The organism is Burkholderia sp. Ac-20384, assembly GCF_017104605.1.
GTDB classification, from domain to species: domain Bacteria; phylum Pseudomonadota; class Gammaproteobacteria; order Burkholderiales; family Burkholderiaceae; genus Burkholderia; species Burkholderia lata.
On record NZ_JAAGPE010000035.1, the window covers coordinates 1 to 13,731 of the forward strand.

15 protein-coding genes are annotated in these 13,731 nt (G+C 65.0%); 6 read left to right on the plus strand and 9 right to left on the minus strand.

Features of this window, described 5'->3' with window-relative positions:
* From G3O00_RS09475 to G3O00_RS09490, 4 genes are all read left to right on the plus strand, one after another.
* The coding region (locus G3O00_RS09475; protein ID WP_206142813.1) for an SAM-dependent methyltransferase at positions 1-472 on the plus strand (472 nt) is incomplete at its 5' end.
* Between the two features lie 48 nt (positions 473-520).
* Positions 521-1,426: a 4-hydroxy-tetrahydrodipicolinate synthase gene (gene dapA / locus G3O00_RS09480; RefSeq protein ID WP_011352532.1), complete on the plus strand. Its 906-nt coding sequence runs from the start codon at positions 521-523 to the stop codon at positions 1,424-1,426.
* A gap of 111 nt (positions 1,427-1,537) precedes the next feature.
* Positions 1,538-2,683: an outer membrane protein assembly factor BamC gene (bamC, locus tag G3O00_RS09485; RefSeq protein ID WP_206142814.1), complete on the plus strand. Its 1,146-nt coding sequence runs from the start codon at positions 1,538-1,540 to the stop codon at positions 2,681-2,683.
* Between the two features lie 4 nt (positions 2,684-2,687).
* Positions 2,688-3,464: an MBL fold metallo-hydrolase gene (locus G3O00_RS09490; protein ID WP_206142815.1), complete on the plus strand. Its 777-nt coding sequence runs from the start codon at positions 2,688-2,690 to the stop codon at positions 3,462-3,464.
* Positions 3,465-3,576: 112 nt separating this feature from the next.
* Here the strand turns inward: G3O00_RS09490 and G3O00_RS09495 are convergent, their stop codons facing one another.
* The 3 genes from G3O00_RS09495 to G3O00_RS09500 are packed head-to-tail and all read right to left on the minus strand — an operon-like array spanning position 3,577 to position 5,292.
* Positions 3,577-3,840 (minus strand): hypothetical protein, encoded by a 264-nt coding sequence (locus G3O00_RS09495; protein WP_041493100.1) that lies wholly within the window; start codon positions 3,838-3,840, stop codon positions 3,577-3,579.
* Complete coding sequence (locus G3O00_RS44115; protein ID WP_075122947.1) at positions 3,770-4,015, minus strand: hypothetical protein; 246 nt, start codon at positions 4,013-4,015, stop codon at positions 3,770-3,772. The genes G3O00_RS09495 and G3O00_RS44115 overlap by 71 nt, the downstream gene beginning before the upstream one ends.
* A 56-nt stretch (positions 4,016-4,071) precedes the next feature.
* Positions 4,072-5,292, minus strand: coding sequence for a cupin domain-containing protein (locus G3O00_RS09500; RefSeq protein WP_174933654.1), 1,221 nt, complete (start codon positions 5,290-5,292; stop codon positions 4,072-4,074).
* 32 nt (positions 5,293-5,324) lie between these two features.
* On the opposite strand from G3O00_RS09500, the gene G3O00_RS09505 reads away from it, so the two are divergent.
* The gene (locus G3O00_RS09505) at positions 5,325-5,867 is read left to right on the plus strand and encodes a peptidylprolyl isomerase (protein ID WP_011352527.1); all 543 of its coding nucleotides are present in this window, start codon (positions 5,325-5,327) and stop codon (positions 5,865-5,867) included.
* Here G3O00_RS09505 and G3O00_RS09510 read toward each other — a convergent pair.
* Positions 5,847-7,118 (minus strand): hypothetical protein, encoded by a 1,272-nt coding sequence (locus tag G3O00_RS09510; protein WP_206142816.1) that lies wholly within the window; start codon positions 7,116-7,118, stop codon positions 5,847-5,849. The two genes, G3O00_RS09505 and G3O00_RS09510, sit on opposite strands and share 21 nt — an antisense overlap.
* Positions 7,099-9,789: a DNA mismatch repair protein MutS gene (mutS, locus tag G3O00_RS09515; protein WP_206142817.1), complete on the minus strand. Its 2,691-nt coding sequence runs from the start codon at positions 9,787-9,789 to the stop codon at positions 7,099-7,101. The genes G3O00_RS09510 and mutS overlap by 20 nt, the downstream gene beginning before the upstream one ends.
* 159 nt (positions 9,790-9,948) lie before the next feature.
* On the opposite strand from mutS, the gene G3O00_RS09520 reads away from it, so the two are divergent.
* Positions 9,949-11,223: an integrase family protein gene (locus G3O00_RS09520; RefSeq protein ID WP_206142818.1), complete on the plus strand. Its 1,275-nt coding sequence runs from the start codon at positions 9,949-9,951 to the stop codon at positions 11,221-11,223.
* Here the strand turns inward: G3O00_RS09520 and G3O00_RS09525 are convergent.
* Genes G3O00_RS09525 through G3O00_RS09540 form a run of 4 tightly spaced genes read right to left on the minus strand, consistent with a single transcriptional unit; the run spans position 11,201 to position 13,717 of the window.
* Positions 11,201-11,455 carry an AlpA family phage regulatory protein gene (locus tag G3O00_RS09525; RefSeq protein ID WP_241025065.1) on the minus strand — a complete coding sequence of 85 codons (255 nt, stop codon included), beginning with the start codon at positions 11,453-11,455 and terminating at the stop codon, positions 11,201-11,203. The two genes, G3O00_RS09520 and G3O00_RS09525, sit on opposite strands and share 23 nt — an antisense overlap.
* Positions 11,452-11,928 carry a hypothetical protein gene (locus G3O00_RS09530; protein ID WP_241025066.1) on the minus strand — a complete coding sequence of 159 codons (477 nt, stop codon included), beginning with the start codon at positions 11,926-11,928 and terminating at the stop codon, positions 11,452-11,454. Before G3O00_RS09530 ends, G3O00_RS09525 begins: the two co-directional genes overlap by 4 nt.
* A complete protein-coding gene (locus G3O00_RS09535) occupies positions 11,925-13,355 on the minus strand; it encodes a pyridoxal phosphate biosynthetic protein PdxJ (protein WP_206142819.1) in 1,431 nt (476 codons plus the stop codon). The genes G3O00_RS09530 and G3O00_RS09535 overlap by 4 nt, the downstream gene beginning before the upstream one ends.
* On the minus strand, positions 13,355-13,717 hold the full coding sequence (locus G3O00_RS09540; RefSeq protein WP_124647088.1) for a beta-hexosaminidase: 363 nt from the start codon (positions 13,715-13,717) through the stop codon (positions 13,355-13,357). Before G3O00_RS09540 ends, G3O00_RS09535 begins: the two co-directional genes overlap by 1 nt.
* Positions 13,718-13,731: the final 14 nt, after the last annotated feature.

Sequence of the window (13,731 nt, forward strand, 5' to 3'; positions counted from 1 at the left end):
CCATGCGCGCTGGTTCGCGTCGCACGGGCATCCGGTCGTCGCACTCGACCGCGACCCGGCCGCACTGGCCACATTGCGGGCGATGCCGGGCGTCGATGCCCGCACCGCCGATCTCGAAGGCGCGCCGTGGCCGCTGCCGGCCGGCGAGCGGTTCTCGGCCGTGATCGTCACGAATTACCTGCATCGTCCGCTCTGGCCCCATCTGCTCGATGCGGTGGCGCCGGGTGGCGTGCTCATCTACGAAACCTTCGCGCAAGGAAACGAAACGGTCGGGAAACCGTCCAACCCCGCGTTCCTGCTCGCCCCGGGCGAGCTGCTGGACGCCGTGCACGGCCGCCTGCGGGTGGTCGCGTACGAGGACGGGTTCGTCGCCGCGCCGCGCGAGGCGTTCGTCCAGCGTCTCTGCGCAGTGCGCGAGGGCGCGACCCCGAAGGCGGGGGCGGGAATTCCACGTTACGAACTGCCCGGCTAATCCGCTACAATCTCAACGTTTACCGGTACATACTCTCAATCGCGTTTCATGGCTAACGGCACCCAAGACGGCATTCAAATCCGCGGCAGCATCCCCGCGATCGTCACCCCGATGCTCGAAGACGGCAGTCTCGACCTGCCGGCGTTTCGCAAACTGATCGACTGGCATATCGCGGAAGGCACCGATGCGCTCGTCGTGGTCGGTACGAGCGGCGAGTCGGCAACGCTCAACGTCGAAGAGCACATCCTGATGATCCGCACGGCGGTCGAGCATGCGGCGAAACGCATCCCGATCATCGCGGGCGCGGGCGGCAACTCGACCGCCGAGGCGATCGAGCTGACGAAGCACGCGAAGGCTGTCGGCGCGGACGCGACGCTGCAGGTCGTGCCGTACTACAACAAGCCGACGCAGGAAGGCATGTACCGTCACTTCAAGACGATCGCCGAAGCGGTCGATCTTCCGGTGATCCTGTACAACGTGCCGGGCCGCACGGTCGCCGACATGGCGAACGAGACGACGCTGCGCCTCGCGGAAGTCCCGGGCATCATCGGCGTGAAGGAAGCGACCGGCAACATCGATCGCGCCGCGCACCTGATCAAGGCCGCGCCGAAGCATTTCGCGATCTACAGCGGCGACGATCCGACCGCGATCGCGCTGATGCTGCTTGGCGGCCACGGCAACATCTCGGTGACGGCGAACGTTGCACCGCGTGCGATGAGCGATCTGTGCCGCGCGGCGCTGGCCGGCGACGTACAGACGGCTCGCGCGCTGCACATGAAGCTGCTGTCGCTGCACAAGAACCTGTTCATCGAGGCGAACCCGATTCCGGTGAAGTGGGCGCTGCAGGCGATGGGCAAGATGCAGGGCGGCATCCGGCTGCCGCTCACGGCGCTCGACGAGCGCTGCCACGAAGCCGTGCGTTCGGCCCTCGTCGAGGCCGGCGTCCTCGCCTGATGCCGAGGCGGCCGCGTCCTGCGGCCGCCGGCTCGAACCCTGATCAACCCGCACCGGCCGGCTCCGTCCGGCGCCGCTCCTGACGAGCGTTCAAGCAAGACGAAGGATTTCATGAAACGTTTCGCCTTTTCTTCTCGCGCCCTCCAGATGTCGGTGGTGGCGCTGGCGCTGGGCGCGCTCGCCGGCTGCGATACGCTGAACGACTACCTGGCCCCTGACCGGGTCAACTACAAGAACACCGGTTCGGCGCCGCCGCTCGCCGTGCCGAGCGACCTGAAGCCGGTGCCGACGACGCAGCAGTTCGTTGCGCCGCCGAGCAACGCGGGCCTCGGCACGCTGCCCCCGCGGGTCACGACGCAGGCCGGCAACGCGACCGACGGCATCCCGAGCGCGCAGGATCCGCTGGGCATGCACATCGAGCGCGACGGCGACCGCCGCTGGCTCGTCGTCGATGGCCGGACGCCCGAGCAGCTGTGGCCGATCCTGAAGGAGTTCTGGCAGGAGAACGGCTTCTCGCTGAAGACCGACGCGCCGTCGACGGGCATCATGGCTACCGACTGGGCTGAAAACCGCGCGAACATCCCCGATGACTGGTTCCGCCGCACGATCGGCAAGGTCATCGATTTCGCGTACTCGTCCGGCACGCGCGACCGCTTCCGTACGCTCGTGAACCGCACGTCGGACGGCAACACCGACATCTCGATCACGCACAGCGCGATGGAAGAAATGATGGTCGGCCCGCAGGGCGGCACGTCGTCGCGCTGGGAGGAGCGTCCGCGCAACCCGGTGCTCGAAGCCGTATTCCTGTCGAAGCTGATGCAGAAATTCGGCCTGACCGATGCGCAGGCGAAGCAGCTGCTGACCGATGCGCATCCCGCGACGGCGCCGACACAGGTCAGCGACACGAGCGGCGGCGGGGCGACGCTGCAACTGGCCGAGTCGTTCGACCGCGCATGGCTGCGTGTGGGCCTGGCGCTCGACCGCACCAACTTCGCGGTCGACAATCGCGATCGCGAGAAGGGTGTGTACACCGTGCGCTATGCGAACACGATGGAAGAGCTCAAGCGCGACGGCCTGTTCGGCAAGCTGTTCTACGGTGGCCCGTCGGCTGCGAAGCCGGGCAAGGAATTCCTGGTCAACGTGCGCGCACAGGGCAACGGCAGCACGCAGGTTGCGGTGGTCGGCGCAAACGGCCAGGTCGACAACTCGTCGGACGCGCAGCGGATTATTTCGCTGCTCCACGCGCAGCTGAACTGAGCGCGTGCGATTCTCCAGCCTCGGAAGCGGCAGCGAAGGCAACGCGCTGGTCGTCGAGGCCTCGAGCGGCACGACAACCACCCGCGTGCTGCTCGACTGCGGTTTTTCTGCCAAGGAGGTCGAGCGCCGGCTCGGCCGACTGAATCTCTGCATCGGCGATCTCGATGCGATTCTCATTACCCACGAACACAGCGACCACGTCGGCAGTGCGCTGACGCTCGCTCGTCGCGGATCGCTGCCGCTCTACATGAGTTGGGGCACCGCACGCGCGGTCGGCGCGGACGAGGCCGATGTCGATCTCCACGTGCTGTGGGGCGACGAGACGGCCGCGATACGCGATCTGGCCGTGATGCCCTATACGGTTCCTCACGACGCGCGTGAGCCGCTCCAGTTCGTCTTTATGGACGGCGCCAGCCGGCTCGGCGTGCTGACGGACGTCGGGATGGCCACGCCGCACATCACGGCCGTCCTGAGCGGCTGTGACGCGCTGGTGCTCGAATCCAACCACGACACCGCGATGCTGGCCTCGAGCCGCTATCCGCAGTCGCTGAAGGCGCGTATCGGCGGCAACCACGGCCACCTGAGCAATGACGCCGCGGCGGACATCCTCGCGTCGCTCGAGCGCAGCCGCCTCAAGCACCTGGTCGCGGCGCACCTGAGCCAGCAGAACAACCTGCCGGAACTGGTCCGCCAGGCGTTTGGCGGCGTACTGGGGACGAGCGGGGACGAAGTGGTCGTGGCCACGCAGGAAGCGGGCTTCGACTGGCTGGCGCTCGGATAGCGGGGCAGGGCCGCTGCGGCGGCCCGGAGCGACTGCCGTGCGACAGACGCGGAAACGACAGACGTAAAAAAACCGGCCCTCGGGCCGGTTTTTTTTCAGCTGACGCTGAGGCTTACTGGCTTGCGCCCGAAGCCGGAGCAGCCGTCGCTGCCGAAGCAGCCGACGCCACTGCAGCAGCAGCGTCGCTCGCAGCAGCCGTTGCCGACGAAGCAGCAGCCGAAGCGTCGCTCGCAGCACCAGCAACTGCCGAAGCAGCCGTCGATGCAGCAGCAGCCGCGTCGCTTGCAGCCGACGAAGCAGCTTGATCAGCGCTCTTGTTGCAAGCAGCCAGTGCAACAGCAGCCAACAGGGAAGCTACGAGGAGGGATTTCTTCATGATCACGTCCTTTTATGGTTAAAGGTAAGCAACAGCGCGAAACAATACCGGTAATGTGCTCCAACACCGACCTGGGCCGCTGGTGGAGATGCACTTCTAGAGCGTGAATCTTCCCTACGGCTTGGGCGGAAATTATATGCACTTTCCTATCGACCGTCGACAAATGCGGGGTCAATACGTTGTCTTTCCCATACAGAATTTGATCCGTACGGGCATACGGGGCGACTCACACTAATTCCGGTTTCCGACCCGTATCCAGCCCGCACGATACCACTCGTGCAATAAGGCTGTCATTGAGGGAACCCGGGATAGTGTTACAAACCGTTTCGCCTCCATCTGGCGTTGATTGGCCAGTTCGGGCAGCCATTCGCTGGCCTGCTCGAGCGGTCCTTCTTCACCATTAATGAAGTACGAGCGCGCGTTATACATCAATGCGGCCCTTCTGTCGAGACACACGCCACGACGTGACGCTTGCGTGATGAACGCGGACTCGGACAGCGGACGGGCGGGCGGGTCGAAAACGACGTTCGGTTTGGGCTCGCTCAGGTAGCAGCCGAGGAATTCGGCGACGTCCCGCTTGCGCCAGCGGATCGCGTCCACGATCTCGGCAACCCGCTCGACCATCGCCGGGGGCAGTTGGGCGGGCGTGTCGACGGCCGGCTGCTTCGGATCGCGGTAAAGGTCGTCGCCGCCACTGTCGCGCAGGCCGCCACGCTCCGCGAGATAGTACAGGAACTGGGCGCCCAGCTCGCCGGCGGACGGGGCCCGGAAGCCGATCGAGCAGGTCATGCATTCGCCTTCGGCGACGCCGTCGTGCGCGATGTGCGGCGGCAGGTAGAGCATGTCGCCGGGTTCCAGCACCCATTCGTCGCTCGGCTCGAAGTTTTCGAGGATCTTCAGCGGCACGTCCGGCTGCAGCGACAGGTCCTTCTGCGCACCGACGCGCCAGCGGCGCCGGCCTTCGACCTGCAGCAGGAATACGTCGTATGAGTCGAAGTGCGCGCCGACGCCGCCGCCGTCCGTCGCATAGGAGATCATCAGGTCGTCCAGACGCGCGTCGGGGATGAAGCGGAAGCGGTCGAGCAGGGCGCGCGCGGCATCGACATGCAGGTCGAGCCCCTGCACGAGCAGGGTCCAGGCCTTGCGCGTGACGGCCGGCAGCGAGCCGGGCTCGAACGGGCCGTGCTCAAGTTGCCACTTGTTACGAAAATGGGTGATCAGTCGCGATTCCGCGTCATAGTCCGCTGCGAGCTCGAACAGCGCGTCGCGCGAGACGGGTGACGCGACGCCGGGGATCGCCTGGCGGATCAGGAGCGGCTTCTTCTGCCAGTAGCCGCGCATGAATTGCGCCGGCGTAAGACCGCCGAGCAGCGGTGTGGGAAGATCGGAAGGCGGCGCGCCGAACGGGGCGGCAGCGGCATCCCGCGGTTCGGCTTGAGACCGGTTGCGCATCGTATAATGAGACTTGTATTTGGGAGAATTGGATGAAAATCGCAAAAAACACTGTCGTGTCGGTCACTTACAAGCTGTCGGATGCACAGGGCAATCTGATCGAGGAAAGCGACGAGCCGATGGTTTATCTGCACGGCGGCTATGATGGCACGTTCCCCAAGATCGAGGAACAACTCGACGGCCATGAGCCGGGCTACGAGGCGGAGGTTCAGCTTGAACCGCAGGACGCGTTCGGCGACTACGATCCCGAACTCGTGAAGATCGAGCCGCGCGATCGTTTTCCCGAGCCGCTCGAAGTGGGCATGCAGTTCGAAGGCACGCCGGAAGATGGTGACGAGGAAGTCGATTCGCTGATCTACACGGTCACCGACATCGCCGAAGACAAGGTCGTGCTCGACGGCAATCACCCGCTGGCAGGCATGGCACTGCGTTTCGCGCTCACCGTGAAGGACGTTCGCGAAGCCACCGAAGACGAAATCGAGCATGAGCACGCGCATGGCGCGGAAGGGCTCGAGATCGTCGACGAGGACGAAGACGAAGACGGCGAAGCGCCGTCAGGGCGTACCCTGCACTGAGCTCGCAGGCAGGCCGGGTGCCGGCCCCGACGCAGGGGCGGGCACCGGCCACGACGCGCCGCCCGGTGCGGCGCTGTCACCCTGCAATGGCGGCGCGACCGACGACGAGTCGGGCAGCGCCGGCAACGCAGGGATTTCCGGCATCTGTGGCAGCGGCACATCGTCACGCGGCACGAGCGGCAGCGCGGGCGGTACGGGCAGGTTCTTCGGCACCTCCTGCAGGCTCACGTTGAAGATCGTTTGCCGAGCCGGCGACACGCTCACCTTGACCCACTGATTCGTCGGATGGCGCGGTCCGATCGCGACGCGCGTCACGTTTCCTACCAGTTCACCGTCGTCTGCTCGCAGCGGGCGGTCGATCAGAAAGCCGCTCGCAAGTGGTTCGCCGCTCGCGTGCATCACGAGTATCGGGCCGCGGAATGTCGCCGCCGCCTTCACCAGCGTTCGTTTCAACTCACGGAAGCCGTCGCGCACGCGCGGCCGGTTGAAACGCAGCCATGCGAAGCGTTCCGCACGTTCATAGCGTTCGAACTGCGGATCGCCTTCGAACATCACCACCATCGCGCGTGCCTCGCGCCGCTTCGCATATTCGGCTGCGTGGTCGATCCAGAAACCGTTCGCGATGATGCGGTCCTCGAATTCGCCGTTGCGGCCGCCGGCCGTCAGGTAGTGGTTGTTCGGCGCCGGCGCGTTGAGCGCGACGTAGACGATGTCGTCGCGCATCCAGCGGGCGTTTTCCCGATAGGGCCGGAACCGTGCGACTTCGCTTTCCCGCGTGATCTGCAGCGCGCCGGGGTCGGGCAGTGCCGAATCGGCGAGCAGCGTCTGCCGCAGGAAGTCGAGCCGCTCGACCGGATCGTAGCCGCCGCCGGCCGCGGTGTTGCACGTGACCCAGTCGTCGTGACCGGGAATGAATACGAGCGGCACGCGTGCCGCATCCAGGATCGCGCCGCGTTGCGAATACAGCGCATCGCGGCACGCTTCCTTCGAACCCTTGAGATCGCCCGCATAGACGACGAACGCGAGGTTGCGCTCGCGCGCGATCGCATCGAGCAGCCGCTGGGCGGCCGGTTCGTCAGCAGGGGCGTTGATCACACCCGACACGACCGCGAACGAGTAGGGCGTGGTGCTGCGCTTCGGCGGCGCGGCCAGCGCGGCAGCCTGCGCGAGCGCCAGCACGGCCGCGACGAGCGCGGCGGCCGTGCGAGCCGGCAGGCGGCGCGGGATGCGCTTACGCGTGCCCGTCGGCATCGTGCGACCGGACCAGCGTGCGCAGTTCGTACAGCAGGTCGAGCGCTTCGCGCGGCTTGAGATCGTCGGGATCGATGTCGCGCAGTTTTTCGAGCGCCGGATGCGGTGTGTCGGGCAGCGCCGGCGCGTCCGCGCATTCGAGATCGTCGGCGGCCACCGGCGGCGCGCTGAACAGGTCGAGTTGCGGCGTATGCTGCGACGCCGACTGCTGTTCGAGATACGCGAGGTGCTTGCGTGCGGCGCGGATCACGGGCGCCGGAACGCCTGCGAGCTGCGCGACCTGCAGGCCGTAGCTCTGGTTGGCCGGGCCCTCGTTGACCGCGTGCAGGAACACGATGCCGTGGCCGTGCTCGACGGCCGACAGGTGGACGTTGGCCGCTTGCGGGAATTCGGCCGGCAGTTGCGTCAACTCGAAGTAGTGCGTCGCGAACAGCGTGTAGCACGCGTTGTGCGCCAGCAGGTGGCGCGCGATGGCCCATGCGAGCGCGAGGCCGTCGAACGTCGACGTGCCGCGGCCGATCTCGTCCATCAGCACGAGGCTTTGCGGCGTTGCGTCGTTGAGGATCGCCGCAGCTTCGGTCATTTCGACCATGAACGTCGAGCGGCCGCCCGCGAGATCGTCCGCTGCGCCGATACGCGTGAAGATCCGGTCGATCGGGCCGAAGCATGCCGACTTGGCCGGCACGTAGCTGCCCACGTAAGCCATCAGCGCGATCAGCGCGGTCTGCCGCATGAACGTCGACTTACCGCCCATGTTCGGGCCGGTGATCAGCAGCAGCTTGCGCTCGGTGCCGAAGCGGCAGTCGTTCGCGATGAACTGTTCGACCTGCGCTTCGACGACCGGGTGGCGGCCCTGTTCGATTTCGATGCCGATTTCGTCGGTGAAGGTCGGCGCGACCCAGTCGAGCGCGCGGGCGCGTTCGGCGAATGCGGCGAGCAGGTCGAGTTCGGCGAGCGCCGACGCGACGCGCTGGCACTCGGGGATGAACGGCAGCAGCGCCTGCAGCACCGCGTCGTACAGCGCGCGCTCGCGCGCCAGTGCGCGTTCCTGCGCGGACAGCGCCTTGTCCTCGAAGGTCTTCAGTTCGGGGGTGATGTAGCGCTCGGCATTCTTCAGCGTCTGGCGCCGGCGGTAATCGTCGGGCACCTTGTCGGTCTGGCCGCGCGTGACTTCGATGTAGAAGCCGTGCACCTTGTTGTATTCGACGCGCAGGTTCGCGATGCCGGTGCGTGTGCGCTCGCGCGCTTCGAGATCGATCAGGAACTGCCCGCAGTTCTCCGAGATGTCGCGCAGTTCGTCGAGCTCGGCGTCGTAGCCGCGCGCGATGACACCACCGTCGCGCACCATCGCGGCCGGCTCGGACGCAATCGCGCTCGTCAGCAGGTCGAGACATTCGGCGGGCGGTGCGAGTGCTGCGTCGACGCGGGTGAGTGAGTCCGCGTTCGCGACGATCGCGCTGATGCGCTCGCGCAGCGCCGGCAGCGCGGCGAACGTGTCGCGCAGGCTCGACAGGTCGCGCGGGCGTGCGGACAGCAGCGCGAGACGCCCGGTGATCCGTTCGACGTCGGCGATCTGGCGCAGCGCGCTGCGTAGCGCATCGAGGCTGGCATTTGCCGGTGCATCGAGCAGTGCGCCGATTGCCTGCTGGCGCGACTGCGCAGCGACCGACGCACGCGGCGGGTGATGCAGCCAGTGACGCAGCAGGCGGCTGCCCATCGTCGTGCAGCAGGTGTCGAGCAGCGAATACAGGGTCGGCGATTCGGTGCCGCGCAACGTCTCGGTCAGTTCGAGGTTGCGGCGCGTGGCCGGATCGAGCCCGATGTACTCGGTTTCGTTCTCGACCTTCAGGCTGCGTACGTGCCGCAGTTGCTGGCCTTGCGTAGCGGCCGCATAGAGCAGCAGCGCGCCGGCCGCACCGCATGCGCTCGTCAGAGAATGCGCACCGAAACCGTCGAGGCTCGCGACATCGAGCTGGTCGCACAGACGCTGCGTGCCCGACGCGATGTCGAAGTGCCATGCCGGCACGCGCTTGCTTGCGCCCGCGCCGGCCGGCACGGCATCGGTCGCGCCGTCCGGCGTCAGGATCTCGGCCGGCCGGATGCGTTCGAGCGCGGCAGCGAGCTGGTCGGGTTCGATTTCGGCGAGCCGCAGCGCGCCGCTCGCGAGGTTCAGCCACGCAAGGCCGATATTCACCGCTACGCCGCGCTTGTTGTGACCCGTGCACATCGCGAGCAGGTAGACGTCGTTCTTGTCGGACAGCAGCGCGGCATCGGTCAGCGTACCGGGCGTGACGACACGCACGACCTTGCGCTCGACGGGGCCCTTCGACGTGGCGGGATCGCCAATCTGCTCGCAGATCGCGACCGATTCGCCCATCTTCACGAGCTTCGCAAGATACTGCTCGACCGCGTGATGCGGTACGCCGGCCATCTTGATCGGCGTGCCGGCCGATGCGCCGCGTTGCGTGAGGGTCAGGTCGAGCAGGCGTGCGGCTTTCGCCGCGTCTTCGAAGAACAGCTCGTAGAAGTCGCCCATCCGGTAGAAGACAAGCGTGTCGGGATGGTCGGCCTTGATGCGCAGGTACTGCTGCATCATGGGGGTGTGGTTGCTAAAAGCAGCTTCTGTAAGCTGCTGTTTTTGCTTCGTATTTTCCTGCACGTCCTTATCCATCAAGGCTTTCCGTCAGTTTCGGGGGCTTCGCAATTGAATTTCCCCGTGTCGCGACATCTTGCTAAATTTCCATCGTCAGCGTAGCTTTTCGCCTTTCACGAAACCTACGCCTACGCCGGTGCTGTTCGGTGTATGGCGGAAACCTACGCCGAGATTTGAATGCGATTTGACGCACGCACGGCAAAGCAACTTTTGCCCGGTGCACACTTAAACATCGACGGTTGTCCTGGTCTCCGGCTTGAGGCAACAACGTCGCGTCGTAGCTGGATTTACAGGTACAAGTCGCCTGTCGACGGGCGCATGCGGCAAATCAAAATCGGCGAATGGCCCGTGCTGTCGATCGCGGCTGCGGCCGTTGAATGGGAGCGCTTGAGGGACCAGCGCAACGCGGGCAACGACCCGGCGCTTTCGAAGCGGCAAGCACTCGGCTCTGTCGCCGTAATGGTACAGCAAGGGGAATTGCCGACAGTGGGCGAAGTGTGCGCGGCTTACCTGAAAGGGCACGTCGAGCACAATCGCAAACAGAAGGGGGCCGCCGAGGTTGCCCGGATGTTCCGGACCATGATTGGCGATCTCGCTGAATTGCCGGCCGCTGAACTGACGCGCGAGCGCGCGTTCACGAAAATCGATTCATTTCGTCACATCCCCGTGCAAGCGTCGAAGCTGCGGCTTGAGTTGGGGGCTGCGTGGGACTATGCGCTCGACGCCGGCAAATTGCCCGAGTCCGCGCCTAATTGGTGGCGTCAGATCATGCGTGGTCGCTTGCGCAGCAATGGGAAACGCATACAAGGCCAGCCGACCGGAACCGTGAAGCGGTTTCTTAGCGACGCTGAAGCAGGCGCGGTGATTAACTGGTTGCCAAACTTCAGTCGCAACGTCGAGGACGCTCTGACTCTGTATCTATGGACGGCAACGCGTGGCGCTGAGATTGGCGCGATGGAAGGGCGGGAGATTGCAGAAGAGCCGGACGGGCTTTGGTGGACGGTACCGAAGGCCAAGACGAAAAACGCTCGCCACGATAACGCTGCCGACTTGCGGGTGCCGTTAATTGGTCGCGCGGAAGCAATTGTTCGTCGGCGACTCGAGCGTTACGGAAAGGGGTGGTTGTTCCCATCTGAGAAGGGCGGTCCGATGCAACAGAAGGTGTTCGGCCAAGCCGTTCACTTCCATATGCCCTACAGTGAAACGCGTCCGGAGCAGGTCCGGACGCGCCTCGCAGTTACCCATTGGGCACCTCACGACCTGCGCCGAACGGCTCGGACCATGCTGGCTGCGCTCGGGTGCCCGTACGAGATCGGTGAGGCGATCATCGGGCATATGCTGCCGGGAGTCGGTGGTGTCTACAATCGTCACGACTATGACGCCGAGCGCCGGCAGTGGTTGTCGAAATTGGATGCGAAGCTGGAGGCAGTTAGTCGGGTGCATGGGCGATAGCCTTCTTGCGGCCGGTTCCACAATTCGGCGGGGGCAGAAACTCGGACGGTGTTCGTGCCTCTGCCCACTCCTCAATTTCTCGCGTGAGCCATCCGACGCGTCGGCCCGACAACGCACGCGGCTTCGGAAACTCTTCTTGGCGGACGAGCTTGTGAATGACGGCCGGCGATAGGGAGATCGCTGCGGAGACCGATTCGATATCGAGGTAGATCGGTTTCATTGCAACGGTCATGCGGATACTCCTTTGTTCGTCGTCACTTCATCGATTGCGCCGGGCAGTGCGCGAGCGAGCTGCATCAAGCCGGTTTCAAGTGTGATTCCCGCAGTTGCTGCCCAGGTGCGCGCGTCCTGAGCGGCTTTGTGGCGTGCGAATGCCCCGAACTCGTCGGCTATCAGATCCAGCAGCTCGACGTCGGCCGCGTGCGAGATCTCGATGACCAGTGTGCGGATCTCGGTGCGAATGGCGTCGAGGCGCGTGAGCCTGCCTTGGCGGGCATCCGCCAAGGCTTCGTTCGTCTGGATAGGTTTGCGCCGCGCGAGCGGCGCTTCGTTGTTCTGGATCGTTGTTGCGGGCGTCAGCCCGCCGCTGTTCGACTGTATCGACGCACCGTTGACGCTCGCCAGTGCGATAGCCGAGCGCTTCTTCGCGTGTTCCCGCTTTCGCGGCAGCGGACGTGGGGTAGAAAGGGCCGGACGCGGGGTCATTTAGGCGTCTCCAGTGCCATTTCCGGCGTCCAGTCGGGGTCGGGCATCGCATACAGCTTGTCGAGCCACTTACGAACGCTGTCGGTTTCCTTGGCCTTCGACATGACGGGGCTTGCCTCGATGCGACGAGTGAGGTCGCGTACAGCGCCGCGAATTGCCTGCACGCGGGTGGGATGGGTTGGCATCCCTTCGTGGTATGTGCATGGCGATGCGCCACCGGCCATCCCGATCGTGTAATCCATGCCGTAAATCCACACACCTTCCGCAATCAGCGCGACACGAATTTCCGCCGGGCATCGCCCGGTGCGCTGTTGCTTCGGCGCAGCTATTACGTCTGTCGGCGCATAGACGCCGTGTTCGTTCGCTGTGGCGATGGTGTGGGCGGTCTTGCGTGCAGGCGTTGCATCGAGCAAGTCTGCGAGCGGCGCGAGCGCGGCATGTACGGCGTCGACAGTGCCCGGAGAAAGCTTGCCGAATACGGGGTCTTGCCGCACGGCCTGAAGGGCCTGCAAAAGTTGCTTTGCCAGTTTTTCGTTGATCTTAGCGGGGGCGCTTTGGTGCGGGGCGACCCGTGCCGGTGCTGGTGTCGCGACCGTGGCATCCGCGGCCGTCGACGCTGCGGGAGGTGTGGCGTCGTTGGTGGTGGCCGCAGACGTTGTCTGATCGGCCGAAGATGTCGGTTCCGGGAGCGCGTCGAGCAGGGGCGCGGCATCGAGATACTTCTTCGTTACCTTCGTCTTGCCGGCTTCCGCCGCTTTGGAGATCCCGACGACGATGCGTTCGAGTGCCTTGTCTCCCCCGTGTTGGCGGATCTGTTCGATCGCCAGTGTGCCGGTGCATTGCCCGTCCCGTACGAGCTGATGAAGTTCAGCCGGTGCGCGTTCGAGCAGGCCGACGTCGCGGATCGTTTGGTCAGTGACATTCAAGCGCTTGCAGATCGCTGCAAGCGACATGCCGTGAATGTCGCGAAGCTCCGCAACGGAGGCGGCCAGATCAAGCGGCGACGACGGCTTGTTGTTGTTGCTGAGATAGCCGTCGATCACCATTTCGGCGCGGTTGACGTTTTTGGCGTCGCGGACGACGACCGGGATCTTGCCCAGATTCTTCCCGGTTGCGATCACGTGCCCGGCAGCGAGATAGCGGTGCTGACCCTTGTACACGTAGAGAAGATCCTTGCCGTCAACTTTCCGGGCGTAGCAATGGAGGGGGGAGCCCTTGTCGTATCCGTTCTCCCGCATCAGCGCGGCGAGGTGTGCTACCCATTCGGCATCAACCGCACGGACGTTGTCGGCCGGATCGTAGTGAAGCTGTTCGTAGGGGACCATCCACAAGTCCGCCGACGTTGCGCCGGCCGCTGCGGCTGCTGCCTTGATGTTTCCAGTCGGGATCGGTGCGGTCAGGTCGAGCTGTTGCGTGCGATCGTCCATTACGCAACCTCCCGCGTCGCTGCTGTGCGGACCTTGCCGGGCTTCTTCGCCTTGTCGATCGCCTTCGATGCCTCGATACCCGCCGCGCGCTTCGCGGCACGGAGACGCTTGATCGCGTCGGCGCAGTTGCCTTCGTCCGGGATGGAGATCTGCTTGCCGGCGATCTCGGTGCCGTCGAGGATCAAATACTCCGTATGCACGCTGTCCGCCAAGGGGCGGCGACCAACGACGTATTTGCCGACGAGGATCGGCGTTGAGGGGCGTCGAGCGTTCGGGTCATAGCGGACGATCGTGCGAAGCGAGAGGGTGTCGCGACGTTCGACGTCGACGAGGGGGAGGGTTCGGGCTTTGATTCGCGGCATGGTTGTCTCCATGA